This is a genomic window from Azospirillum sp. P4_B5 (assembly GCF_056402275.1).
This window is the reverse complement of record NZ_JBFUHT010000011.1, coordinates 1-26,243: the sequence shown is the minus strand read 5'-3', so window position 1 is coordinate 26,243 and position 26,243 is coordinate 1. Positions and strand designations below refer to the sequence as shown.

Genomic DNA, 26,243 nt, shown 5'->3' with positions numbered 1-26,243 from the left:
TAAATCGTCGAGCGGCGTATTAACCATGCTTTTGGACCCCATCTTCTGCAGAATGGTGGGGTTGCAAACGTGTTTGATCCTGACTGGAGGCAATTCCTCTACCACTGCCTTCATCGGGACATCACCATGTTGGACTGGTGCTCTTCCCGACTGGGAGACGCCTTGCGTGCAGCGGGGTTTATTGCCGCCTCGAACAGCACCGTTGTGCCTCGGCCTTGCGGCATTTGGCAGTGGAAGGATGGACAGCATGGCGGACCAGTCGGTAAAATTCTCATATGACTATGGTAAATACAAATATTTCGAATTCGCCGGAAACGGGAATACGGTGGAGGTTGAGTTTTCCTGGGATTCTCCGAAAACCGACCCATCGGGAAAACCGATGCCGAAGAAGGTGATCGATCTTTTCAACAAGAATGTGCGTGAGGCTATTCAAGAGTTAATGAAGACAGAAGATAAGACAGTGGCCGAAATAAGAAAGCAAATTCAAGCGTGGGACCAAAAAATTGCCAAGCACGAGATCGACGGCCGCAACCTGTTTCTGTTCGTAAACACGATCAACGACACTATGGAGAAGCGGGCTGCTGACCGCTTTGGGGGAATTGCCGGCGGTATCGCGACGGTCATGAAGCTGATCGTGAAGAAAGCCTTTGCCGGCCTGGACGCGGCCGTGCGCAAGATGCTCGAAGACATGAAGTGGAAGGTCTACGCCAAGACGGTGGGAAAGATCGCTCTCGCTCTGACAGCGACGGCGCTCGCAATCACGGCCACGGTACTGACCGGAGGCGCGGCGCTGCCGCTGGTCGTGGCAGGTGCCAAAATCACGCTCGATGTGGTTAAGGAAGGGAAAGCGGCCTACGACAGCTTCAACGACGGCGCGGACGAGGTGGTCGCCTTGCAAAGCGCCGTGAAGAAACACCGAAGCAGTGCGCAGGAGGCGATGAAGGCGGTCGAACGAGCTGAAAGCCGACGCTTTCTCATGGCGGAGTCCGTGAACAAGCTGGAACGGCAGGTTCGGGCTGCGGAGGCCAAGTACATAGACGTCGAGCGAATCCTCAATCAGAAGAAGATCGACGGAATCGCCATCACCGACGATGCCTCCATCCTGGATCTCGTCAAGAAGGTGAAGCAGTACAAGGATCTGATCAACCGCCTCACTCCTCTGCTGGACGCAGCCCGCGCCGACCTGAAGCGGCTGGACGCCTTGATCGACGGAGCGCGACGGGCATTCGACCCATCCACCTACGAGGCGATTCCAAACGCCGACTGGAAGACGATTCTCAAGAAATATGCGGATGAGTACAGTTCGACGGTCAAGACGCTGGGAGACCTAGGCTCCAACATCGCGACCGTCGTTCAGAAGCTGGCCTGATCCTCCCGGTCATATCAAGCGGGCGGATTGCGCACGCACCACCGGCACGTCTGCCGGTTCTGTCGTGCTGCCTGGCGACCGGTTGTCCTGCTTCATCCGCTACGCCCGGCCCATCCGGTTGTTGATCGCGTCCATAGCCGCCATGAGCCGGGTGCCGTATGCCCGACCGGCACCAGCCCGGCCAGGATCACCCCGGCCTTGCTGAATTGGAGCCGGTCACGCCACATCCCGCGGAACCCAGCGGTCGCGGCGGATTGGGCGGCGGCCGCGCGGTGACGGGTCAGGGCAGGGAGGCGCCGGTCAGGGCCTCCGAGACGCGCCACAGCCGCTCGGCCAGCGCATCGTCCGCGGCCCAGGGATGCACGCCGCGCCGCCCCATCGCCACGCTATGGACCGGCGCGATGTCGCAATCCTCGCAATAGACCCCGCCGAGACCATCGAGCCGCGGGCTGGTCGCGCACCAAACGCTGGTGGCTGCCCCTTGCGCGACGGTCTTCATGCCGCGGGACGGGTCGATGCGTGGGCGTCCCTCCGAGTCCAGGGCATCGAAACCGGCGATTTCCTCGGCGGTCAGGTGGCGGCTCAACTCGGTGAGGATCTGTCCCGGGTGCAGCGCGTAGGCGCGCACCCCGTGGTCCCGGCCGCGGCGATCCAGGGCGACGGCGAACAGCGCGTTGGCCGTCTTGGACTGGCCATAGGCGATCCACTTGTCATAGGGGCGTCGTTTGAAGTGGAGGTCTTCGAAGTCGATCCCGGCGATCTGGTGCCCACGCGACGAAACCGACACGACGCGCGCGCCGCCTGCCTCGCGTCCCGCCGCGAGCAGCGCCGGCCACAAGGCCAGCGTCAGCCGGAAATGGCCGAGATGATTGGTCGCGAACTGCCCCTCGCACCCTTCGGGGTCGCGGTGAAGCGGCGTCGCCATGATGCCGGCGCTGTTGACGAGAATCGACAGCGGCCGTCCGGACCTGCGGAAGCGACGGACGAAAGCGGCGACCGAGGCGGCATCCGCAAGGTCGAGCGCCTCCAGCTCGACGCGGTCGAGGCCGCCCAGCGCGGCGGCCGCCCGGGCGCGATCCCGGGCCGGCACGATGACCATCGCGCCGGCATCGGCGAGGGCGCGCGTCGTCTCCAGCCCGATGCCGGAATAGCCGCCGGTTACGACCGCCACGCGCCCGCGGAGATCGATGCCGCGGACAGCCTCGGCGGCGGTGGTGGCGGGACCGAAGCCGGACCCGATGGGTGTCTGGTCGGGGGATATTATGGGGCCTTCTCGCGGGATGTGGCGTCGGGAGCCGTTGTCGCCTATATGCGCGGAATGATCCATCCAGCCTCGTCCGGAATCCTGTCGTGATCGTCCAGAACGCACCCACCGACGTGCTGTCGGACGTGCTCCGCTTGATGGAGGCCCAGACCCTGTGCTCGGCGCGCCTCGCCGCCAGAGGTGACTGGTCGATCCGCTTCCAGCCGCCGAACACCATCAAGTTCAATGTGGTGACCGCGGGAACCTGCTGGATTCGGGCGGATGGACCGGACGGGACGGAAGCGCCCCAGCGCCTTGACGCCGGCGATTGCTTCGTGGTGGTGCGCGGTGGCTTCGTCCTGGCGAGCGCGCCGGACCTAACCCCTGTTCCGGCCGCGGAGGTGTTTCAGGCGCCGGGCGGTGAGGCCCGCGTCAACGTGGGGGATGGCGCGTCTGACGGCGACGGTGACGAGGTGCGGTTTCTCGGCGGCAGCGTGCGGTTCGACCGGTTGGACGGCGGCTTGCTGTTCGACCTGCTGCCGCGGCTGCTGATGATTCGCGGCGGCGCTCCGGGCGCCGCCCCGGTCGGCTGGCTGCTGGACCAGCTCGACCGGGAATGGCGCGGCGGGACGGTGGGGTCTCAACTCGCCTGCAACGACCTGCTGCGGTTGATGTTCGTCCACGCCTTGCGAACGCATCTGAGCGAACAGCCGCCGCAGGGCGCCAATTGGCTGGCAGCCAGCCTGGACCCTTCCATTGGCCGGGCCCTTGGCACTATTCATGCCGAACCCTGCCGCAACTGGACGCTTGCGGAGCTGGCGGGCATCGCCGGGCGGTCGCGTTCCAGCTTCGCCGCCGCCTTTCGGGAACGCGTGGGGGTGCCTCCGATCGATTACCTTCTGCGCTGGCGCATGCGCCTCGCCGCGACGCGGCTGCGGCGCGGGCAGGAACCAATCTCCGCCATCGCCGCGTCGCTCGGCTACCTGTCGGACAGTGCCTTCAGCGCCACTTTCCGGCGGATCATGGGTGTTTCCCCCGCCCGCTACCGGACGGGAGCGGACGGAACGGAGGATGCGCATCACGGTTCCGCGACCAAAGGCTGACCGTCCAGCGCATTCGATCTCTCGGGAAGAAAAAAGATGGCGTCGTTGGGCACCTGCAGCCGGTTCGCTCATTGAAGCCTTGCGGGCATTCCCCGCAGCGAAACCGCCGACAGCCATACATTGCCCGGTCCGAGTGTTTGGCGGTCGCCCAATTGGCGGTGCGGGCAGCGCGTGCGTCACCTTCGGAAGGGAGGTGATCCTCTCTGTTCGCCTCCCGCTTCGGTCAAGCTGGCCAGCACGGTGGCCACCCGAAGCGGAGGGGTGGCCACCACGAGGAGGCGGCGCCTCCTCAGCCGCGAACGTCGATGACGATGCGACCGCGAATCTGACCGGCCAGGATCCGGCTTGCCAGATCCGGCAGCGCCTCGAACGGCTGCACCTCGTACATCGTCTTCAGCAGGCCTTTGTCCAAGTCGCGGGCCAGCCGCGTCCAGGCGGCGTCCCGACGATCCTGCGGAGCCATGACGGAATCGACCCCCAGCAACGCCACGCTGCGCAGGATGTGCGGCAGGACCGTCCCCGGCAGATCGGATGAGCCGGCCAAACCGCAAGCGGCGATGGCACCGCCCCAGACCGTCTGCGACAGCGCGTTGACCAGCGTGTAACCGCCCACCGAGTCGACGCCGCCGGCCCAGCGCTCCTTCTGCAAGGGGGCACCCTTCTCCTGGAGAGCGGCGCGGTCGATGAATCCGCTGGCGCCGAGACCGCGCAGGTAATCATGCGTGTCCGGCCGGCCGGTGGAGGCGACCACCGGGTAGCCGCGCTTGGCGAGCAGCGCCACCGCGACGGAACCAACACCGCCGGCGGCCCCGGTGACCAGAACCTCCTTGCCTCCCGGCTGGACCGCGCCCCATTTCTCCAGGGCATCGACGCAGAGCGCCGCCGTGTAGCCGGCGGTGCCGATGCCCATCGCCTCTTCGAACGAGAAGGCGTCCGGCAACCGGGTCAGCCACTCGGGCTTCAGGCGTTGGAAACGGGTGTAGCCACCCCATTGCGTTTCCGACAGGCCCCAGCCGTTGGCGACCACCTTGTCGCCGGGCTTCCACTCGGGGGAGCGGGATTCGACCACCGTGCCGGCCAGATCGATGCCGGCGACCATCGGCAACTTGCGGGCGATGCGCCCCTTGCCGCTGACCGCGAGTCCGTCCTTGTAGTTGACAGTGGAATAGGCGACCTCGACCAACACGTCGTTGTCCGGCAGGTCGGTGAGGGCGAGTTGCTTGAAGCCGCCCTTGGGCTTGCCGTCCACGTCTTCGATCACGAAGGCTTTGAAAGTTTCGGCCATGGTTGGGTCCTTTTTTCGGCGACGGGAATTGTTGCGGAATTTGTCGAATGTCGGGGGACGATGCGGGCCGCGCGTCAGCCGCCTGCGGAGAAAGCCAGCTGCGCCCGCTCCTTCAGCTTGCCGCGCTGGATTTTCTCTCCGTTGGGGCTCATCGCCGTCGGGAACTGGTCCACCACGACGAAACGGGCCGGAATCTTGAAATCGGCGAGCGCGGTTCCGACACGGTCGCGCAGGGCGGCCTCGTCGAGAACGGCGCCCTCGCGCAGGCGCAGGAAGGCGACGGGCTTGTTGCCGCGCTCCGTCGCCGCCTCGACGACCACCGCGGTCTCCACGCTGTCGTCGCGTTGCAGCACCGCCTCGATCTCCGCCGGATCGACCAGGAAGCCGCCAAGACGGAGGACGTCGCCGCTGCGGCCCTTGAAGATGAATCCGCCATCCACCCGCATCGTCGCCAGATCGCCGGTGATGAAGAAGCCGTCCTCGGTGAAGGCGGCGCGGGTCGCTTCGGGATTGCCGAAATACGCGCAGAACAGCGTGTCCGATGCGATCTCCAGGCTGCCGATCCCACCCGGCGGCAGGACGTGCCCGGTGGCGGTGTCACGCACCCGCACCCGCGCGTTGGGATTGACCGGATGGCCGCCGGACAGCTTGCGCAGGCCGATCGGGGCGTTCGGGGCCTGTCGTGAGAAGAACGAAAAGATCTCGCTCATCCCGAATCCGTTGGTCATCGGCACGCCGCGCCGCTCCGCCTCTTCGGGGAACAGGGCCAGGGTCGGGTTGAAGGAGGCGATCAGGCAGTCGCGCAGGGACGGAAACGGCTTGTCCTCCGGGCAGACGTCCAGCAGGCGCTTGAAAAGGTCGTCCGGTCCGTTCAGGTGGGTGATCGACCGCGACCGGATCAGGTCGCGGGCCTCCACTGGCTCGAACAGGCTCATCAGCGTGACGGACGCGGCGCCGGCCAGGGTGGCGGCGAACTGCGAGAAGCCGAACACGCCGCAGAACGGGATGGCTTGCAGCAGATGGGCATCAGGGGCGTCATAGCCGAAGGCGGCCGCCACCTGCGCGGCGTGGTGGGCGACGGCCCCCTGGCGGTGCAGGGCGAATTTGGGAAGACCGGTGGTGCCCGACGTCGGAAAGATGATGCAGGGAAGCTCCGGTGCCGCGGCGCTTTCGCCGGCCGCCTCGGCCAGCAGGTCGCGGTGATGGACCACCCGCACACCCGGCAGCGGGAAGCCGGACCGTCCGTCGTCCTCGCACAGGACCGCCAGACGCAGCGACGCCATCGCGGCCGGGTCGAGTTCGCCCAGCATGGTCAGGAACGGGATGTTCTTGAAGCCGGGCCAGACGACGATGGCCGATGCGCCGGTGCGGCTGACGATGGATTCGACCTCGGCCCGGCGGAAGCGGGTGTTCACCGAGACGGCGATGGCGCCGATGTGCAGGCAGGCGAAGAACAGGTCGAGATACGGGATGCCGTTCGGCAGCCAGAAGGCAACCCGGTCGCCCGGACCGACGCCGAGTCCCCGGAGCGCCGACGCGCAGCGCAGGCTGCGGTCCAGCAGATCCCCGTAGGACAGGGAGTGCTCGTTCCATCGGATGCGCGCGCCGGGTGCCGTGGCGGCGGCGTGGCGCAGCTGGTCGATGGGGGTGACGGTGAAGGGGGAGGCCATGTGCGTCATCACGGTCCTGTCGGCATCCGATAAGCCGTTGAAGAGAAGGGCGGGTTGGGGAAGGAGGGCGTCCCCTCCCCCAAGCCTGGGAGAGGGGACGCCCCGTCGGGCCGATGGCCCGGCGCCGTTACCGGTCGCTCCACTTGGGCAGGGGAACCTTGCGCATCTCGGCGTTGGCGGCGCTCTGCGGCCAGACGACCTGCAGCTTGCCCTCCTGCCACTGCATGACCGAGATCAGCGCCCGGGTGTTCTGCCCCGCTTCCTTCTCGCCGATCTGGTTCAGCTTCACCCCGGCGCCGGTCAGCAGGCTGCCGTCCGGCAGGTCGGTGGCGTAGGCGGCCTTGCGCAGCGCCGCCAGATCGGTCGAGCCCGCGCGCGGGATGACGTCCGTGAACAGCGTCCAGAAGCCGCCGAAGGCGATCAGGCCCAGCGGCCCCGGATCGCGCTTCTCCTTGGCGCGGAAGCCCTCGATGAACTCCGCGTACAGCTTCTGCGTCGCCTCCGGCAGGTTGGAGACGTTCGGCGAGGCCGGGGCGTCCACGTCGAAGATGCCGTCGGCGCTGGCGCCCGTCGCGGCGAGGAAGTCGGGCAGGGCGTAGCCGGTGCCGATGCCGATCATGGCCGGAATGTGGAGGTCCAGTTCGCGGACCTGGCGCCAGAACAGGGCGGCGTCGTTCAGGTAGGAGGTCGCGATGACCGCGTCGGGCTTGGCCGCCTTCAGGCTGAGCACCAGCGACGACAGGTCGTTCACCGTGCGGCTGTAGCGCTCGTTGGCGACCAGCTGCATGCCGAGGGTCTTCGTCTGGTTCGCCGCCGCGTCGCCGACCGACTGGCCGAATTCCGAATCCTCGGAGATCACGGCGATGCGCAGATCCTTCGGGTCCTTGCCCAGCTTGCCGGCGATGTCCTTGGCGAAGTCCGCCGCCGTCTGGCCCATCATCGATGCGTTGAAGGTCAGGCGGATGGTGTTCTTGTACTTGCGCTGGGTGATCTTGTCGGCGACGGCGATGGTCTCCCAGTACAGGGCGCCCTCGCGCTCCGCCACCTCGCTGGCGGCCAGGGCCAGCGAACTGGCGTAGCTGCCGGCGATCACCGGAACCTTCTCGCGCACGATCAGCCGGGTCGCCTCGGCGTTGGCGGCGGTCGGCGCCGGTGCGTCGGCGACGGCGTAGGTCACCGGACGGCCGAGCACGCCGCCGCGCTTGTTGATCATGTCGCGGGCGACCTCGGCGGCCTGATAGGCCTCGTTGCCGATCAGCGCCATCGGGCCGGACAGCGGGAAGAGGACGCCGATCTTCAGCGGATCGGCGGCCTGGGACGGAACGGCGGCACCGGCCGCCGCCGCGGCGATGGCCGCCGCGGCGAGGATGGATTTCAAGCTCATGATGGTTTTTCCTCCCGATATGTTTTGTATCGTCGCGCCGTTGCCCTCTCGCGGATCAACCGCCGAGATAGGCTTCCTTCAGGCGCGGGTCGGTCAGCAGGTCGGCCGCCGGGCCGGACAGGACGATGTGGCCGTTTTCCAGCACATAGCCCCGGTCCGACATGGCGAGCGAATGCTTCACGTTCTGTTCGACCAGCAGGATGGTGATGCCGGTTTCCTTGATGGTGCGGACCAGCTTGAAGACGACGTCGACCATGATCGGGGCGAGACCCAGCGTCGGCTCGTCGAACATGATCGCGCGCGGCATCGCCATCAGCGCGCGGCCGATGGCGCACATCTGCTGCTCGCCGCCGCTCATCGACCCGGCGAGCTGGCCGGAGCGTTCCTTCAGCCGGGGCATCAGGTCGAAGACCTTCTCCAGATTCTCCGCGCGGTGGGCGCGGGCGTGCGGAGCGAAGGCACCGAGTTCCAGATTCTCCCGCACCGTCATGAAGGGGAACAGCCGCCGGCCCTCCGGCACCTGGACCAGTCCGTGCCGGGCGATCGCGTGCGGCGGCAGGGAACCGATGTCCTTGTCGAAGAAGGACACCCGTCCGTACCGTTCGACCGTCCCGGAAATGGCGTTCAGCAGCGTGGTCTTTCCCGCCGCGTTGGCGCCGACGACGGACACCACCTCGCCTTCCCGGACGTCCAGGTCGATTCCATGGAGCGTTTGGATCTCGCCATAGAAGGCATCGAGCTTTCTAACCGTGAGCACCGAAGTCCTCCCCCAGATAGGCTTGGATCACCGCCTTATCGTTCAGCACGTCCGCCGGCAGCCCCTCGGCCAGCTTGCTGCCGTGGTTCATGACCACGATCCGGTCGCTGACCGCCGTGATGACGCGCATCAGATGTTCGATGATCAGGATGCTGACGCCGTGCGCGCGGATGGCCTCGATCAGCAGGATGGCCTTCTCCACCTCCGACGGATTGAGGCCCGCCATGACCTCGTCCAGCAGCAGCACCTTCGGCCGGGTCGCCAGCGCGCGGGAGATCTCCAGGCGCTTGCGGCCGGGCAGCGGCAGGCTCGCGGCCGGCACGTCGCGGCGGTCGGCCAGCCCGGTCAGGACCAGCGCCTCCTCGGCGATGCGGCGGGCCTCGGCGATGTTGTGCGTCTGGTTGATCGCGCCGACCACCACGTTGTCGAGCACCGACAGCCCGCCGAACGGCTTCACGATCTGATAGGTGCGGGCCAGCCCGGCGCGGCAGACCTGGTGCGCCTTCAGGCCGGTGATGCTCCTGCCCTCCAGCAGCACCTGCCCCTCCGTCGGCGGAAAGGCCCCGGCGATGCAGTTGAACAGCGTGGTCTTGCCGGCCCCGTTGGGACCGATCAGGCCGACGATCTCACCCTCTCCAATGCGGAGATGGACGTCGTTGACGGCGCGGAGGCCGCCGAACTGCTTGCTGATACCCCGGACTTCAAGCATGGCGGCTCTCCTCGCGGACCGGACGGCGACGGGTGGACCCGCCGAACGCTCCGCGCAGGCGCCGGGCGGTGGCGCGCGGCGCGCGGATGGCGCTCATCAGTCCCTGCGGCAGGACGATGACCATCACGATGAGGAGCGCGCCGTAGACGAGCAGGTACAGGCCCTGAAGGCTGCCGGCGAACTCCGCGCGGAGATACTCGCTGAGCGGAACGATGAGCACCGCGCCCAGGACGGGGCCGAGCGGCGTGCCCATGCCGCCGATGATGGCGATCAGCGCGATCTCCACCGAGAAGCCGATGCTGAGCACGGTGGACGGCTCGATCAGCAGGATGTAGTTGGCGTAGAGCGTGCCGGCGATGGCGCTGAGGAAGGCCGACAGGCCGATGGAGAACAGCTTGGTCCGCACGGTGTCGACGCCCAGCGCCTCGGCCGCCTCCTCGTTCTCGCGCATCGCCGCCAGGGCGTAGCCGATCCAGGAGCGCTCCAGCACGTAGGTGATGAGAAGCACGACCAGAAGCGCCGCCATCATGATGTAGACGTACCAGAGCCGGTCGGAAAACATCATGTTGGCGAAACTCGGGTCGAACGGCAGGGACAGCCCTTCCGCCCCGCCGGTGAAGGAGCGCCAGTTGACGATGGCGATGCGCAGCACCTCGGCGAAGGCGATGGAGGCCAGCGCGAAGAACGGCCCCTGAAGGCGCAGGGTCAGCGCGCCGATCAGCGTCGCGAAGGCCACGGCCGCGCCCGCCCCGACGAACATGCCGATCCAGGGCGACAGGCCGAAATGCATGTAGAGCAGCGTCGATCCGTAGGCGCCGAGCCCGAAGAACGCGGCATGGCCCAGCGAGAACTGTCCGGCGTAGCCGCCGGCGATGTTCCAGGCGGCGGCGGCCAGCGCCCAGAACAGGACCTTCCAGAGGAAGTGCAGCGTGTAGGAATCGGCGGCGATCAATGGCAGCGCCACCAGGACCGCGACCATCGCCAGGGACAGCAGAAGGCCCTTGCGGGTCGGCCGGTAGGGGGCCAGGAGGGACGTCAGCGTCATGGGTCAGGCCCCCAGCTTTTCGGAGCCGCGCTGACCGAACAGCCCGGCGGGCCGGAGCAGCAGCACGGCCAGGAAGACGAGAAAATAAGCCATCTGGCGCATCTCGGAACCGATGAAGAAACCGCTCAGCGTCTCGATCAGGCCGATCGCCAGACCGCCGATCAGGGCGCCCGCGATGCTGCCCAGACCGCCGAGCACGACCACCACGAAGGCGATCAGCACGAGGTTGATGCCAACCGTCGGATAAACCGGGAACATCGGCGCCAGCAGGGCGCCGGTCAGCCCGGCGCAGGCGGTGCCGAGGCCGAAGGTGAACAGGTCGATCCCCTTCACGTCGATGCTCATCAGCGACGCCGACCGACGGTCCTGCGCGACCGCGCGCATCGCCTTGCCGGTGTAGGACGTCTTCAGGAACAGGTAGATGACGGCGACCACCGCCATCGCGACCGCGAAGGCGATCAGCAGCGGCGCCGGCAGGGCGATCTCGCCGATCCGCAGCACCTTGCCGGCGAACACCGACGCGGTGGTGCGGAAATCGCCGCCGAAGATCATCAGCGTGACGTTCTGCAGGACCAGCCCCAGCCCGACGGTGGCGAAGATCTGCGCCACCTGCGGCGCCCCTTGGATCGGCCGGATGATCGCCCAGGACAGGAACAGGCCGAACAGGAACATCAGCGGCGTGACGATCAGCAGGACGAGGTAGGAGTCCAGACCGCTCCAGCTGTTCAGCACATAGGTCAGGTACATGCCGACCATGACGAAGTCGCCATGGGCGAAGTTCTTGATGCGGGAGACGCCGAAGATGAGCGTCAGCCCGATCGAGATCAGCGCGTAAATGCCGCCGAGCAGGAGGCCGGACACCACGAGCTGGACGATGATGGCCGACATGGCGTCATCCCCCTGCCGGAGTCTGGGACGGCGCCAGGTCGTAGGACACCGACCTCACCCGCATGTCCGCCGTGACCTTGCCCTCGTCGTTGCGGCTCTGCACCATCTCCAGGGCACCGTCGGCGGAGCGGCGGACCCACAGGCTGGCGCGGGAGTCCCAGAAGACCGGGCGCAGGTAACGCACCTCGACGTCGAAGGCGGTCGGCGGGCGCTCGTCCGCCAGCACGGACAACAGCCAGACCGCCGTCATGATTCCCTGGGCCAGCGGGGCGCGGAAGCCGTGGCGGCGCGCGAACTCCTCGTCGAAGTGGATGTCGTTGCCGACGTCCTGGGAGAAGACGCGGACCTTGTCGGGCGTCACCTGCTTCTCGCGCAGCAGGGTCCAGCCATCGGCCGGGGCCTCCGCCCGTCGCGGCATCGGCGGTGCGTCGCCGGAGTCCTGCGGCGTCTGGCCCGGCGGATCGGCGAGGAGGCCAGTCAGTTCGGTCTCGATGCAGACGCGGCCCTCGCCGTCGGTCAGGTGGTAGAGTTCGGTGACGCTGTGGCCCTTTCTCACCCGGTGCAGGTCGCGAACCCAGCCGGTCACGGTCAGCGGTTCCCCGACCCTGGACGGCCGGATCTGACGATAGACCTGCGAGAAGAACACGTAGCCATCGATGTCGAGGCCGCTGGCGACCATCGAGTCGAAGCAGTCCAGCCCGAACAGGCCGGCTTCGTACTGGTCGCCGTAGAGAGCGGGATCGACGTCGGCTGCGGTCAGGCGTTCGGCCTGATAGGCCGCGGAATGGGCGACGCTGCGCGACGGGTACTTGAATCCCGGCGGCGCCCAGCGCGCATGCCCAAAACGCGGCGACCTGTTCGTCGCGTTGTCCATGGTCTCTCCCCCAATCCCATTCATGATTGTTTTGTCAATAATCAGATTCGCGGATCGATGTGTCAACTCCTAAGACGGCTTTTCAACTTGAAAGTCAAATCGACGCCCTGGGGGTCGATGGGGGCTTGATCGGAACGCTCGGTTGTGTTCCAAGGGAAGGACGCTGGTGGAGCGGGTCACGGCACATCGCAAAGGCTGAGGCAACGGACGACATGGCACGCTGGAACAAATCTGTCCTCAACCCTGAGCAGCAAAGAAACCTCAAGCTTGAGGTGCTTTATAAGGTTGCCGCCGCTGCCTTCCGTCGAAACGGCTATCACGGAACGTCTTTGGTCGATATTGCCGATATTCTTGGAGTGTCCAAGGCAACACTCTATTATTACGTCAAGAACAAGCAGGACCTTCTCTTTCAGTGCCATCTGGCCGCAGCCGACCAAGCGCTGGCGACCATTTGTACTGACACGTCATTGAACGGCCTTGAGCGGTTGCGGCGCAGCCTTGTCGCTTATGTCATCTCGATCATTGGCGAGGACAGCTTCAGCGTCGTCATCCTGGAGGAGCGGTCGCTCAGCGACGAACAATTGCGGGTGGTGATCGAGAAGCGCGATGCCTTCGAGCGCCGCTTGCAGGATGTCGTGCGCGCCGGGGTGACGGATGGCAGCATCCTGCGCTGCGATCCGAAGTTCGCCGTCTTTTCCGTCCTGGGTGCCGCAAACTGGGTGACGAAATGGCATCGGCCCGAGGGAGCTTGGACGATCAGCGAGATCGCGCAGGCGTCGGCGGCTCTCCTGTGCCGCGGGCTGGCGGCCGGACCTGTGCCGGGCTACCCGAGCAATCGGCTGTACGGAGACCAACCGTAACGCTGTGGATCCGCACCGAAGGGATTTTGGTGGAAGGGGCGGCGCATTGGCGGATCCGGACGGCTTGGTGCAAGAAGCCGGACTGGTGGTGATCGGACGGGCGAGCGGGTATGGAGGCGCGCCCGCTGAAGCGCCGAGAGCCGGACGCCGGACAAGGCCAACCGTGCAAGACGAGTTCATTCCCACCTTCGGCGTCGGTCGCGCGACGATGAAGATCGGCGCCGCCAACCTCGCCTACGATTTCCGACGTCTGACTTGGCTTGAGGGGCGAACTGCGCCCGTATAGCGGCAAAATTGCCCCATATTTGCGCCTTTTCAGGCAAAATCGAGGGTCTTTACCCTCAAGAACGCCGCATTCCCACCGGAGCGCCCCTTTCATCGGCCTCAACTCGTGCTCAAGGCCGGTTTATCGGGGTGCTTGTTCGGTCTTGTCCGGTTGACGAGCGAAAACCGCGGTACGGATTGGGTGTCGTGTTCACAGCCGGCAAATTGCCATGCGCAGCTCCCGCTCGCCAACCTGACGACATCTTCTTGAGGGCCGGCACCTTAAAGGCCGGCTCAAAGGCCGGCGGGCCGAAGTCGAGGAGTTCCACGGACCAATCCGCAGCAGCGCTACCGTCAGAAGCCGCCGGTTGCGTTCGAGCTGGTTCAGATGGTTCGGCGAAATCCCCAGGTGCGGCCGGGCTCGTGTGAGTCAGGCCCCGCTCCTCGCACTGCCGCTCTCCCATGGAATCCGGGAGACGTATGGGTTGATCCGCGTCTCATGTTGGACGCGCTTAAGGAGCGCCTCGCCGGCCGGGCTGCGTGAATTTCACGTCACCGTCCTTCCATGCGACACAATGGCTCGCACAGGCATCAGGATAATCCCGTGTTGGTAGAATTTTATTATTGATAACACGAAAATATACCATCAGATTGAGCGAAATTTGATGCTCATAGACGTATTTGAGGCGATGTTTTCGCGCAAAGGTATGCAGTTTCTAACGTAAGGCGCTCCGGTTCCCTATCCGGCCCGCCGACAGCCGCTTGCCCGTCACCCGTCGTCACACCCTGCTCGCGCTTGCCGACGGCGTCTTACCCCTCCGCCTGATCCTATTCCAACCATTCGACCCAACCGGACCGAACGCCCGAAAAGGGGACGCTGATGACCGATACGACCACCTCAGCCACCAATTCAGTCATTTCCGGCGACTGGCGGACCGAAACCCTTTTGGGCGGGGCCGGGCACGACACCATAGCGAGCGGCGGCGGCGGCGGCGTTATTGACGGCGGGGCCGGGAACGACGTGCTGTCCGGCAATTGGGGCGACGACAGCATCCTGGGCGGAACCGGAAACGACCGCATCGACGGCGGAGAGAACAACGACACCCTCGACGGGGGCAGCGGCGACGACACCATCTATGGCGGCGGCGGCATGGACCGCATCTCCGCGGGTGACGGCGATGACACGGTGTACGGCGACGGCGGCGCCGACCGGGTGGACGGCGCGGACGGCAACGACGTTCTGTATGGTGGCGACGGCGACGACACGGTGCTGGGCGGCGCCGGCAACGACCGGATGGGCGAGGGCGGCGGTTATTGGAACAACGATCTTTATGACGGCGGTGACGGCGACGACACGCTGGACGGCGGCTACGGCAGCGACACGCTGATCGGCGGCGACGGCGGCGATCTCGTCCAGGGCGGCGGTGGCGACGATCTGGCGATCCAGAGCCTGTCCACCCAGACGCGCGCCGACACGCTGGACGGCGGCGCGGGGAGCGACCGGCTGCGGGTCGAACTGACCTCGGCCCAGATCACCGGAGCGGTCGCGGGCGAACTCGTCCGACTGCGCGACTTCATCCGGCAGCATGGCGACGACGGCCAGACTTTCAGCAGCGACGCGCTCAAGCTCGCCGTCCGCAACTGGAACGCGCTGGAGGTGCTGGTGGACGGCGTAGCCGCCGACGTGGGCAGCCTCGCCAGCCGGGCCAACAGCGCCCCGGTGGTGAGCGACCAGACCCTGGCCGGCACGGAGGACACCGTCCTGACCGGCAGCGTCGGCGCGGTGGACGCTGACAACGACGCGCTGAGCTACGCCATCGCCGAGGGGCCGGCCCACGGCACCCTCAACCTGACCGCCGGGGGCCTCTTCACCTACACGCCCGGCGCCAATTACGCGGGCACCGACCTGTTCCGCATCACCGTGTCGGACGGGCGTGGCGGCGTGGCGACCCAGACCATCACGGTCACCCTGGCCGAGGTCAACGATGCCCCGACCGGTGTGACGTTGGCCGGTGCGACGCTGGCCGGCGGGCGCGTCGACGAGGCCGCGCCGGCGGGCACGGTCGTCGGCACCGTGCAGGCCGCCGATCCGGAGGGCGGGGCGCTCGCCTACAGCCTGATCGACGACGCCGGCGGCCGCTTCACCATCGATGCGGCCACGGGGCGGATCGCCGTGGCGGAGGGCGCCAGCCTCGATGCCGGCGCGGCCCCCGCCCACGCCGTCACGGTGCGGGTCACCGACGGCGGCGGCCTCAGCACGGACACGGTGCTGTACATCGACGTGACGGACGGCCGGAACGACGGCGCGGCCGACGAGAACGGCCTCCCGGCCTCGGTGCAACTGGCCGCCGAGGCGGGGGAGGATCGGGACGGCAGAGGCGTTTCCATCGGCGGCACCTGGCAGGCCGAGACCTTGTCCGGCGGCGGTGGGGACGACACCCTGTCCAGCGGCGGCGGGGGCGGCGCCCTGCATGGCGGCGCCGGCAACGACGTGGTGACCGGCGACTGGGGCGACGACAGCCTGGACGGCGGGTCCGGCAACGACACGCTGACCGGCGGCAGCCAGTCCGACGTGCTGTCCGGCGGGTCCGGAGACGATTTCCTCGACGGCGGCAGCGAGAACGACACGCTCTACGGCGGCTCCGGCAACGACACGCTGATCGGCGGCAGCAACGAAGACGTTCTGTACGGCGGGCTGGGCGACGACCTCCTGGACGGCGGCACCAACGCCAACACGCTCCATGGCGGGGCGGGCGACGACACGCTGCTGGGGGGCGGCAACGAGGACCTTCTGGACGGCGGCAGCGGCGACGACCGCATCATCGCGGGAACCGGCGACGACAGCATCCGCGGCGGCGCCGGGAACGACTGGATCGACGCCGGAGAGAACAACGACACCATCGACGCGGGCAGCGGGAACGACGTCGTCCTAGCGGGCGGCGGCGCGGACCGCATCACCGCGGGCGACGGTGACGACACGGTGTATGGCGACGGCGGCGCCGACCATGTGGACGGCGGAGCCGGCGACGACGTGCTCTACGGCGGCGAGGGCGCCGACACGCTGCTGGGCGGCGCCGGGAACGACCGGCTGGGCGAGGGCGGCTCCTACTGGAGCAACGACCGCTACGACGGCGGTGACGGCGACGACACGCTGGAGGGCGGCTTCGGCAGCGACACGCTGATCGGCGGCGCAGGCAACGACAGACTCAGCGTCGGCGACGACTACAACGGCGACCTTCTGGACGGCGGGGACGGCGCAGACACGCTGGTCGGCGGAATGGGCGACGACACGCTGATCGGTGGTGACGGCGACGATGTGCTGTCCGGTGGCGGCGGGCACAATGTCCTGATCGGTGGCGACGGCATCGACACCGTCGATTTCGGGGCGGGCACCGGACCCATCGCCGTGGATCTGTCCAATGGGGGCGTGCAGCACGGCGACTGGATGAGCGACAGCCTGTCCGGGATCGAGAATGTTCGGGCCGGGGCGGGCAACGACACGCTGATCGGCGATGCGGGCGACAACCAGTTCTCCGGCGGGGCCGGCGACGACAGCCTGGATGGAGCCGCCGGGAACGACAGCCTGGAGGGCGGCGCCGGGGCCGACACGCTGATCGGCGGCGAGGGCACCGATACCGTCGCCTACAGCGGATCGGCCAGCGGCGTCACGGTCGATCTGGCCGTGGGCACCGGGGCCGGCGGCGACGCCGAGGGCGACCGGATCAGCGGGGTCGAGGACATCATCGGCTCCAGCCACGACGACCGCCTGACGGGCGACGGCGGCGCCAACCGCATCGACGGTGATGCTGGCGACGACACGTTGGCCGGCGGGGCCGGGGCCGACACGCTGATCGGTGGCGAGGGCACCGACACCGCGGACTATTCGGCCTCTCCGGAGGCGGTGACCGTCGACCTCGAAGCCGGAACGGGCCATGGCGGCGACGCGGAGGGGGACATCCTGACCGGCATCGAGAACGTCATCGGCTCCGCCTTCGGCGACCGTCTGACCGGCAACGGCGGCGGCAACCGGCTCGACGGCGGGGCCGGCGACGACACGCTGGCCGGTGGCGCCGGGGCGGACACGCTGGTCGGCGGCGAGGGCACCGACACCGCGGATTATTCGGCCTCGGCGGCGGCGGTCACCGTCAACCTGACGACCGGGGTCGGCAGCGGCGGCAACGCGCAGGGCGACCGGTTGAGCGGCATCGAAAACCTGCTCGGCTCGGACGGCAACGACCGTCTGACCGGCGACGCCGGGGGCAACCGGATCGACGGGCGGGCGGGCAACGACACCCTGGCCGGCCTGGGCGGGGCCGACACGCTGATTGGCGGGGCTGGAACCGACACCGCGGATTACTCGGCCTCGACCGCCGCGGTGACCGTCGATCTCTCCACCGGGACCGGTCTGGGCGGTGATGCGGAGGGCGACGTCCTGGCCGGCATCGAGAACGTCACCGGCTCCAGCCGCAACGACCTCCTGATCGGCGACGGCGGGGCCAACCGGCTCGACGGCGCTGCGGGCGACGACACGCTGGTCGGTGGTGCCGGCGCCGACACTCTGGTCGGCGGGGCGGGGACCGACACGGCGGATTACACGGCGTCGGGCGCCGCCGTGACGGTCAGCTTGGCGAGCGGCACGGGAACCGGCGGCGATGCACAGGGCGATCGGCTGTCGGGAATCGAGAATTTGCTCGGCTCCGGCGGCAACGATCGGCTGACCGGCGACGCGAACCGCAACCGGCTGGACGGGCAGGACGGCAACGACACGTTGGCCGGCCTGGGCGGCGCGGACACGCTGATCGGCGGCGAGGGCATCGATACCGCGGAGTATTTAGCCTCGGCCAATGGAGTCACCGTCGATCTGTCGACCGGCCTGGGGACCGGCGGTGACGCCGAAGGCGACCGTCTGACCGGCATCGAGAACCTGACCGGTTCCAACCAGGCCGACCGCCTGACCGGCGATGCCGGGGACAACCGCCTCGACGGTGCGGCCGGCGACGACACGCTGATCGGCGGCGACGGTGCCGACACGCTGGTCGGTGGGGCGGGCATCGACACCGCCGATTACTCCGCCTCCGCCGACGCGGTGGTCGTGGACCTCGCGGCCGGCACCGGCAGCGGCGGCACCGCCGAGGGCGACCGGCTGAGCGGGGTCGAGAACCTGATCGGCTCGGCCTTCGACGACCGGTTGACCGGTGACGGCCTGGACAACGTCCTGAAGGGCGGGGCGGGCGCCGACACGCTGGAGGGCGGCGGCGGGGCCGACACCGCCGACTATTCCGGATCGGACGCGGGGGTCACGCTCGATCTCACCACGGGGACCGGCCTGGGGGGCGACGCCGAAGGTGACCGGCTGACCGGCATCGAGAACCTGTCGGGTTCCGGCCACGCCGACCTCCTGATCGGCGACGGCGGGGCCAACCGGCTGGACGGTGATGCTGGCGACGACACGCTGATCGGCGGGGCCGGAGCCGACACGCTGGTCGGCGGCGCGGGCATTGACACTGCGGACTATTCCGCTTCCGCCGCCGGGGTGACGGTTGATCTCGCGGCGGGCACCGGCAGCGGCGGCGACGCGGAGGGGGATCGCCTGTCCGGGGTGGAATGGGTGATCGCCACCGGGCAGGCCGACAGCCTGACCGGCGACGGCGCGGACAATTACCTCGATGGCCGGGGCGGGGCCGACGCGCTGGCGGGCGGGGCCGGCAACGACACGCTGCGGGTCCTGGACGAGGGCTTCGTCTCGGTGGACGGCGGTTCGGGCAACGACACGCTGCGGTTCGAGGGCAACCGGCTGATGCTGCTGGGCACCGCCGTGAACGTCCACGGGATCGAGCGGTTCGACCTGACCGCCGAGGGCCACCAGACGCTGATCTTCAACGAGCAGGGTGTGCGGGCCAACGCGGGGGGCGCGCCGCTCTACGTCACCGGCGACCGCGACGACTTCGTGACCTTCAAGGAGTCGGGCTGGCGGCGGGTCGGCACGCTGACCGAGGACGGCGTCCTCTACAACAGCTACCGCCGCGGCGACAGCGTGGTGAACGTCCAGGACGGCATCCGCATGTTCGGCGACCTCGTGCTGACCGGCACGCCGGGCGACGACGTGATCACCGCGCCGTCCGGCGCCGGCCATGTCGTCGTCTTCGGCGAGGGCGGGAACGACGTCGTCCGGCTGGGTTCGGGCTTCCGGCACGAGATCGCGCATCTGGTGCGCATCGACGACGACCTGCACATCCTGTTCGACGCGGGCGGCGGCCCGGCGGGCGAGGACGGCTACGCCCGCGACCGCGTCACCATCATGGAGCATTTCGCCGCCAACGGCGCCGCGGGGGCGGGCATCGGCGGCATCCGTGAGTTCGTGTTCGCGGACGGCGTGGTCTGGCCGGTGTGGGGCGACATTCTGCTGATGGGCGGCACGGGCGACGACACCATCGCCATCGAGCCGGGATTCACCAGCCGCACGGTCCATGCCGACGACGGGGCGAACGTCATTCGCTTCGGCGACGACGTGACCGCCGCCGACCTTCGCCTGTCGCGCCGCGGTGACGATCTGGAGATACGCATCGCCGGGACCGACCGCTCGGTGATCGCCTTCAACCACTTCTCCGCCGACGTTCTGGCTGGGGCCGGCAACGGCGGAATCCAGGCCATCGAGCTGGCCGACGGCACCGTTTGGCGGGTGAGCGGCGCCGACATCGTCATCAGCACCACCGGCAACGACACCACCGTGTTCGGCCTCGGTGGCGGGGAGGTGACGCTCTACGGCAGCGAGGGCACCGACACCATCAGTTTCGCTCTGACCATCGACCCCGACCGGATGCGGCTGACCCGCGAGGGCGACGACCTGCGCATCGCCTACACCGGAAGCTCCGACTCCTGGATCGTCAAGAACCACTTCGACGGCAACCCGGACGGCGTCTCCACCATCCGCTTCGGCGACGGCACGGCATGGGCCGTCGACAACACCCGCCTGATCGTCGGCACTGGCACCGACGAGGTCTTCACCATCACGGCGGGCCTCGGCGGGCGGGTGCTGGCCGGCGGCGGCGGCACGGACGGGCTGGTGCTCGGCGCCGGAATCCGCCCCACGGACGTGGCGCTGAGCCGCGACGGCAACGCCCTGGTCATCGGCATCGCCGGGACCACGGACCGCGTCACCGTGCTGAACCATTTCGACGGGCTGGCCGCCGGCAACAGCGGGCTGCGCACCATCACCTTCGCCGACGGCACGGTGTGGAGCATCGGCGCGGCGGAGGGCTTCCGCATCGGCGGCGACACCGCGGACCTCTTCACGGTGAAGCCCGGCGACGGCGCGGTGACCCTGTTCGCCGGCAAGGGCTTCGACACGCTGACCTTCGGCACCGGCATCCCGACCGACAAGCTGAGCTTTGTGCGGGAGGGCGAGAACCTCGTTATCGCCGTGCAGGGCAGCGCCGAGCGGATCACGGTGCTGAACCACTTCGCGACCGGATGGGGCGCGTCGGTGCTGGAGAATGTGGTCGTCGGCGGGCGGACATGGCGGCTGACCGATCCCAGCGTGCTGGTCGGCAGCGCCGGGGACGACAGCTTCACGCTGGCGCCCGGCACCGGCTCGCGGATCGTGCTGCCGGGCATCGGCATGGACCAGATCACCATCGGCCAGGGCATCGACCCGGCCAACGTCCGGCTCCAGCGGGTCGGCGACGATCTGGTGGTGACCGTCTACGGCCTCGGCGACTCGCTGACCGTGCTCAACCATTTCGCGGGCGGGGCCAGCGGCGGCGTCCATTCCATCCGGTTCGTGGACGGCAACATCTGGAACATCTGGGGCCACCAGATCCAGCTCGGCGGCAGCAGCACCGAAACCTTCGAGGCCAGGCCGGGCGTCGGCCACGTCTCGATCTATCCCGGCGGCGGGACCGACGTCCTGCGCTTCGATCCGCGCATCGACAGCCTCGGCACCGTGCTGCGCCGCTCCGGCGGCGACCTCGAGATCGTCATGGGCGACGGCGGCGACGTCGTCACCATCCTGAACCACTTCCTCGGCAACGCGCTCCGCAGCGTCGCCTTCGGCGACGGCAAGGTCTGGACGGTCGGCGGCAATGGCGTCCAGGTCGGCACCGACGGCGACGACGTGTTCACGCTGACGCCCGGCATGGGCAACGTCATCGTGTATGGCGGCGGCAAGGCCAACGGCGACCGGATCGTCGCGGCCCCCGGTGTCGATCCCAAGGACCTGCGGCTGACCCGCGTCGGCGACGACCTGCGCGTCACGCTCGGCGCCGACAGCATGACCATCGTCAACCAGTTCGCGTCGGGCGGGGTGGTGATGATCCCGGAGATCATCTTCCTCAACGGCGTGGTCTGGCCGATCGCCGGATCCACCGTCCACATCAGCGGAGGCGGCCGGGAAATCCTGCCGGCGGCCCCGATCATCTATCCCGGCGGCCCCGGCCAGCATCTGAGCATCGACGCCGACCCGGGCAAGACGCGGGTGGTCCGCGTCGGCGCCGATCTGCACATCACCATCGAAGGACGGCAGGACGAGATCGTCGTCGTCAACCATTTCGCGATGGACGGCGTCGGCGACCTCGTCTTCGACAACGGCACCACCTGGAACATCCAGGGCGGCAAGGTGCTGATCGGCGGCTCCGGCCATGACGAGTTCGTCATCCAGGCCGGCATGGGCGACGTCATCCTCTATCCCGACACCTCCGGAGACGACCGGGTGCGGATCGTGGACACCGTCGACGGGTCGAAGATCCGGCTGACCCGCTTCGGCGACGATCTGCGCGTGACGGTGGACGGCACGAAGGACTCCCTGACCATCGTCAACCACTTTGCGGGGGCGCCGCTGGAGGCGATCCAGCGACCGGACGGCAGCGTGATGCCGCTGACCGGCGACGGGGTGGTGTTCGGCGGGAAGGGGCCGACCCAGTTCCTGGTCGGGCGGGACAGCGGCTCGCAGACGATCTACACCGAAGGCGGCGATTCGCTGGTGTTCAGCGACATCGACAGCACCGAAGTCGTGATGTTCCGCACCGGCTCGGACCTGGAAATCCACATCGACCGCACCAGCCAAGTCATCACCGTCCTGAACTACTACGGCGCCATCAAGGACCTGACGTTCCCCGACGGGCGGAGCTTCGACCTCTCCTCCCGCGACACGCTGATCGGCGGAGGCCGGGGCGACGTTTTCCAGATCGGCAAGACCGGCCCGGCCCAGCAGATAATCCATTCCGGCGGTGGCGGCACCATCAACTTCGGCCCCGACGTCGGTCCGGGCGACGTGACGCTCGCCCGTGACGGCAACGATCTCCTGGTGGTCTTCATCGGAAGCGGACGGACGGTGCGCGTCGTCAACCAGTTCGCTCCGCCGACCGAGGGCATGTCGCGCGGTCTGGAGGCGGTGACCTTCTCCGGCGGCAAGGTCGTGAACGTGTGGGGTGAGAATGTCGTGTTCGGCGACGCCGGAACCGACGACTTCACGATCCTGTCCGGCCAGGGGCGGCTCTACGTCTTCCCCGGCGGCGGCACCGACCGCCTCACCCTCGGGCCGGGCATCGCGCCGGCGGACGTCCGCATGGAGCGGGACGGCGTCGACCTTCACATCTTCACCGACGACGGGCGCATCGACCTGATCGCCGTCAACCACTTCGGGCCGAACGGCGTCGCGGGGTCCGGCTCGGGCCTGGGCACCGTGACCTACGGGAACGGGCAGAGCTGGACGGTCGGCGGCAACGGCATCCTGATCGGCAGCCTGGGCAACAACACCTTCAACGTCGGCGCCAACAGCGGACCGACCACGATCCATCCGGGCGGCGAGCTCAACCGGCTCAGCTTCACCGCCGGAGTGCCGCCGGCCAACCTGCGGCTGGTGCGCATCCACGACGACCTGCGCATCGTCTCGGCGGACGGCACGGTCAACATCCTGGTGGTCAACCATTTCGAGAACCGTCTCGACGAGGTGAGCTTCCCCTCGGGACCGTCGTGGAATCTCGGTGTCGAGCATGTGTGGATCGGCGGCGACGGCCCCTCGGTCTTCCAGCTCGACGATCTGGGGTCGGACCAGACGGTCTTCCCCGGCAGCGGCGACACGGTCGGCCTGCCGCCCGGGCTGGACTGGAAGGACGTGGTGCTGTCCCGATCGGGCAGCGACCTCGTCGTCGTGATCCGCGAGACGGGCCGCCAGATCCGCATCGTCAATCACTTCTCGTACAGCGACGGCACCACCGGGCTGGCCGGGCTCCAGTTCGCCGACGGCACCACCCTGCCGCTGGGCGAGCTGGCGATGCTTGGCGGCACCGCGGGCGACCTGCTGACCGGCACGGCGACCGACGATCTTCTGCTGGGCCAGGATGGCGACGACCGGTTGAGCGGCAGCGGCGGCAACGACACGCTGGTCGGTGGGATCGGCAACGACACGCTGGACGGCGGCGCGGGCAACGACACCTACGTCTATCGGTCCGGCGACGGGCGCGACACGCTGCTGGACACCAGCGGGTTCGACACCATCGAGATGGGGCCGGGGATCACCCGCGGCGGACTCTATTTCGCGCGCTTCGGCAACGACCTGCACATCCGCTTCCGCGGCCGACCGGCCGACGAGATCATCGTGACCGGACGGTTCAGTCTGGCGGGCGACGGTGCGTCCTACGTCGAGCGGATCGACTTCGCCGACGGCACCCGCTTCGACCTGACGCGGACCGACATCGCGCTGGAGACGGTGGCGACCGCCGCCAACGAGCAGCTCTTCGGCTACAACGTCGGCGACCGGATCGAGGGCGGGGCGGGCAACGACAGCATCCTCGGCTACGCCGGTGACGACACGCTGGTCGGCGGGACGGGGTCGGACTCCCTCGACGGCGGGGCCGGCAACGACCTGCTGGACAGCCGCGACGATCCGGGCACCGACGGCGCCCGCGACGTGGCCTATGGCCGCGACGGCGACGACACCATCCTGGGCGGCGGCGGCGGCGATGTGCTGTTCGGCGGCACCGGGAACGACAGCATCGACGGCGGGGAGGGCGACAACTCCATCGATGGGGAGGACGGCGACGATCTGCTGATCGCCGGAAGCGGCAACGACACCGTCTATGGCCGGGCCGGCAACGACACGCTGGCCGCCGGGACGGGCAACGACACGCTCTACAGCGGCGCCGGGGACGATCTGATCCGCTACGGCGGCGGCAGCGACACCATCACCAACGAAGGCGGTAACGACGTTCTGGAGATGGGCTCCGGTATCGCGCTGGAGGACCTGTATTTCGCGCGCTTCGGGAAAGATCTTTACATCCGCTTCCGCAATTCGGGTGAGCAGATCGTTCTGACCGGGCGTTTCAACGGGGCGGGCGACGGGACCAGCTTCGTGCAGACCCTGCGCTTCGCCGACGGGTCGACCTTCGACGTGACCCGCAAGGACATCGCGCTGGAGACGGTGGCGAATCCCGGCAGCGAGGCGTTGGAAGGCTACAACGTCGGCGACGTCATCCGTGGCATGGCCGGCAACGACACCATCTGCGGCTACGCGGACAACGACACCCTCGATGGCGGGGCCGGCAGCGATTCCATCCTCGGCGGAACCGGCGACGACAGCCTTGAGGGCGGCGACGGCGGCGACACCCTCGACGGCGAGACGGGTGAGGACACGCTGTCCGGTGGTCTCGGCAACGATTTCCTCTACGGAGGGGCGGGGCGCGACACGCTGTCTGGCGGCGACGGGTCCGACTACCTGTATGGCGGCGCCGATGACGATGTTCTGAACGGCGATGCCGGAAACGACACGCTCGAGGGCGGCGACGGCAACGACACGCTGACCGGCGGGGAGGGCACCGACACGCTGTTCACCGGTCTCGGCGACGACCTCGTCCGCTACGACGGCGGGCGCGAGACGATCAGCAACAGCGGCGGTCAGGACATTCTGGAGATCGGCGGTGGCCTGTCGGCGTCGGATCTCTATTTCGCGCGCTTCGCCGACAATCTCCATCTGCGCTTCCGCGGCCGGTCGGACGAGGTGATCCTCGCCAACCGCTTCAGCGGGGCGGGGGACGGCGCGTCCTACCTCCAGACGCTGCGCTTCGCCGACGGCACGCTGGTGGACATCACCAACCCGATGCTGGTGCTCGACACGGTGGCGACCGATGCGTACGAGAAGCTGGAGGGCTACAACGCCAACGACACCATCCAGGGCCTGGGCGGGGTCGATTCCATCTATGGCTATGCCGGCGACGACCTGCTGGACGGCGGCGCCGGGAACGACCTGCTCTACGGTGGCACCGGCGACGACCGGCTGCTGGGCAACATCGGCGACGACCGGCTGGAGGGCGGGGACGGCAACGACACGCTGGAGGGTGGCGACGGCAACGACCTGCACTACGGCCAAGCCGGCGACGACGTCATCGTCGCCGGCAACGGAACCGACAATGTCGAGGGCGGCGCGGGGGATGACACCGTCAGCGGCGGCGCGGACTCGGACACGGTGTTCGGTGGGGCCGGCAACGACAGCTTGAGCGGTGATGACGGCAACGACAGCCTGTACGGCGAAGCCGGCGACGACACGCTGGAGGGCGGCTCCGGCGCGAACACGATCTCGACGGGCCTGGGCGATGATCTGATCCGCCACAGCGGCGGGCGGGACATCATCGCCAACGAGGGCGGCCTGGATGTCCTGGAGATCCGTGCCGGACTGACCAAGGCGGACCTCTACTACGCGCGCTTCGGCAACGACCTCCACCTGCGCTTCCGCAACGCGGCGGATGAGATCGTGCTGAGGAACCGCTTCAACGGGGCGGCGGACGGTGCGAGCTACGTCCA

General features: G+C 68.1%; 13 protein-coding genes. 4 read left to right on the top strand and 9 right to left on the bottom strand.

All coding sequences use genetic code 11. The annotated features are described in order from the left end of the window. Positions 1-247: 247 nt before the first annotated feature. Positions 248-1,369: a hypothetical protein gene (locus AC1DVI_RS11115; protein WP_476958021.1), complete on the top strand. Its 1,122-nt coding sequence runs from the start codon at positions 248-250 to the stop codon at positions 1,367-1,369. A gap of 280 nt (positions 1,370-1,649) precedes the next feature. Here the strand turns inward: AC1DVI_RS11115 and AC1DVI_RS11110 are convergent, their stop codons facing one another. Next, positions 1,650-2,696, bottom strand: a complete 1,047-nt coding sequence (locus tag AC1DVI_RS11110; RefSeq protein WP_476958020.1) for an oxidoreductase — start codon at positions 2,694-2,696, stop codon at positions 1,650-1,652. Between the two features lie 23 nt (positions 2,697-2,719). Between AC1DVI_RS11110 and AC1DVI_RS11105 the strand changes: the two genes are divergently transcribed. Next, the gene (locus AC1DVI_RS11105; RefSeq protein ID WP_476958019.1) at positions 2,720-3,715 is read left to right on the top strand and encodes an AraC family transcriptional regulator; all 996 of its coding nucleotides are present in this window, start codon (positions 2,720-2,722) and stop codon (positions 3,713-3,715) included. 289 nt (positions 3,716-4,004) lie between these two features. Here the strand turns inward: AC1DVI_RS11105 and AC1DVI_RS11100 are convergent, their stop codons facing one another. The 8 genes from AC1DVI_RS11100 to AC1DVI_RS11065 form a co-directional block, all read right to left on the bottom strand. Beyond that, positions 4,005-5,000 carry an MDR family oxidoreductase gene (locus AC1DVI_RS11100; protein WP_476958018.1) on the bottom strand — a complete coding sequence of 332 codons (996 nt, stop codon included), beginning with the start codon at positions 4,998-5,000 and terminating at the stop codon, positions 4,005-4,007. Between the two features lie 74 nt (positions 5,001-5,074). Further along, on the bottom strand, positions 5,075-6,679 hold the full coding sequence (locus AC1DVI_RS11095; RefSeq protein WP_476958017.1) for an AMP-binding protein: 1,605 nt from the start codon (positions 6,677-6,679) through the stop codon (positions 5,075-5,077). A gap of 118 nt (positions 6,680-6,797) precedes the next feature. Beyond that, positions 6,798-8,054, bottom strand: coding sequence for an ABC transporter substrate-binding protein (locus AC1DVI_RS11090; protein ID WP_476958016.1), 1,257 nt, complete (start codon positions 8,052-8,054; stop codon positions 6,798-6,800). Between the two features lie 55 nt (positions 8,055-8,109). Beyond that, the gene (locus AC1DVI_RS11085; protein ID WP_476958015.1) at positions 8,110-8,811 is read right to left on the bottom strand and encodes an ABC transporter ATP-binding protein; all 702 of its coding nucleotides are present in this window, start codon (positions 8,809-8,811) and stop codon (positions 8,110-8,112) included. Continuing rightward, on the bottom strand, positions 8,798-9,520 hold the full coding sequence (locus AC1DVI_RS11080; RefSeq protein ID WP_200486267.1) for an ABC transporter ATP-binding protein: 723 nt from the start codon (positions 9,518-9,520) through the stop codon (positions 8,798-8,800). The genes AC1DVI_RS11085 and AC1DVI_RS11080 overlap by 14 nt, the downstream gene beginning before the upstream one ends. Then, positions 9,513-10,565, bottom strand: coding sequence for a branched-chain amino acid ABC transporter permease (locus AC1DVI_RS11075; protein WP_476958014.1), 1,053 nt, complete (start codon positions 10,563-10,565; stop codon positions 9,513-9,515). The genes AC1DVI_RS11080 and AC1DVI_RS11075 overlap by 8 nt, the downstream gene beginning before the upstream one ends. A gap of 3 nt (positions 10,566-10,568) precedes the next feature. Beyond that, complete coding sequence (locus AC1DVI_RS11070) at positions 10,569-11,453, bottom strand: branched-chain amino acid ABC transporter permease (RefSeq protein WP_476958013.1); 885 nt, start codon at positions 11,451-11,453, stop codon at positions 10,569-10,571. A gap of 4 nt (positions 11,454-11,457) precedes the next feature. After that, a complete protein-coding gene (locus AC1DVI_RS11065; protein WP_476958012.1) occupies positions 11,458-12,327 on the bottom strand; it encodes a MaoC family dehydratase in 870 nt (289 codons plus the stop codon). A gap of 212 nt (positions 12,328-12,539) precedes the next feature. Here AC1DVI_RS11065 and AC1DVI_RS11060 point away from each other — a divergent pair, with 212 nt between their 5' ends. Further along, on the top strand, positions 12,540-13,187 hold the full coding sequence (locus AC1DVI_RS11060) for a TetR/AcrR family transcriptional regulator (protein ID WP_476958011.1): 648 nt from the start codon (positions 12,540-12,542) through the stop codon (positions 13,185-13,187). A gap of 1,144 nt (positions 13,188-14,331) precedes the next feature. Beyond that, positions 14,332-26,243: calcium-binding protein (locus tag AC1DVI_RS11055; RefSeq protein WP_476958010.1), on the top strand; the 11,912-nt coding region annotated here is incomplete at its 3' end.

Excerpts from the sequence above, each read along its gene's own strand:
- AC1DVI_RS11115 (WP_476958021.1), top strand. The coding sequence starts at position 248 with ATGGCGGACCAGTCGGTAAAATTCTCATATGACTATGGTAAATACAAA.
- AC1DVI_RS11110 (WP_476958020.1), bottom strand. The coding sequence starts at position 2,696 with ATGGATCATTCCGCGCATATAGGCGACAACGGCTCCCGACGCCACATC.
- AC1DVI_RS11100 (WP_476958018.1), bottom strand. The coding sequence starts at position 5,000 with ATGGCCGAAACTTTCAAAGCCTTCGTGATCGAAGACGTGGACGGCAAG.
- AC1DVI_RS11095 (WP_476958017.1), bottom strand. The coding sequence starts at position 6,679 with ATGACGCACATGGCCTCCCCCTTCACCGTCACCCCCATCGACCAGCTG.
- AC1DVI_RS11090 (WP_476958016.1), bottom strand. The coding sequence starts at position 8,054 with ATGAGCTTGAAATCCATCCTCGCCGCGGCGGCCATCGCCGCGGCGGCG.
- AC1DVI_RS11080 (WP_200486267.1), bottom strand. The coding sequence starts at position 9,520 with ATGCTTGAAGTCCGGGGTATCAGCAAGCAGTTCGGCGGCCTCCGCGCC.
- AC1DVI_RS11075 (WP_476958014.1), bottom strand. The coding sequence starts at position 10,565 with ATGACGCTGACGTCCCTCCTGGCCCCCTACCGGCCGACCCGCAAGGGC.
- AC1DVI_RS11070 (WP_476958013.1), bottom strand. The coding sequence starts at position 11,453 with ATGTCGGCCATCATCGTCCAGCTCGTGGTGTCCGGCCTCCTGCTCGGC.
- AC1DVI_RS11065 (WP_476958012.1), bottom strand. The coding sequence starts at position 12,327 with ATGGACAACGCGACGAACAGGTCGCCGCGTTTTGGGCATGCGCGCTGG.
- AC1DVI_RS11060 (WP_476958011.1), top strand. The coding sequence starts at position 12,540 with ATGGCACGCTGGAACAAATCTGTCCTCAACCCTGAGCAGCAAAGAAAC.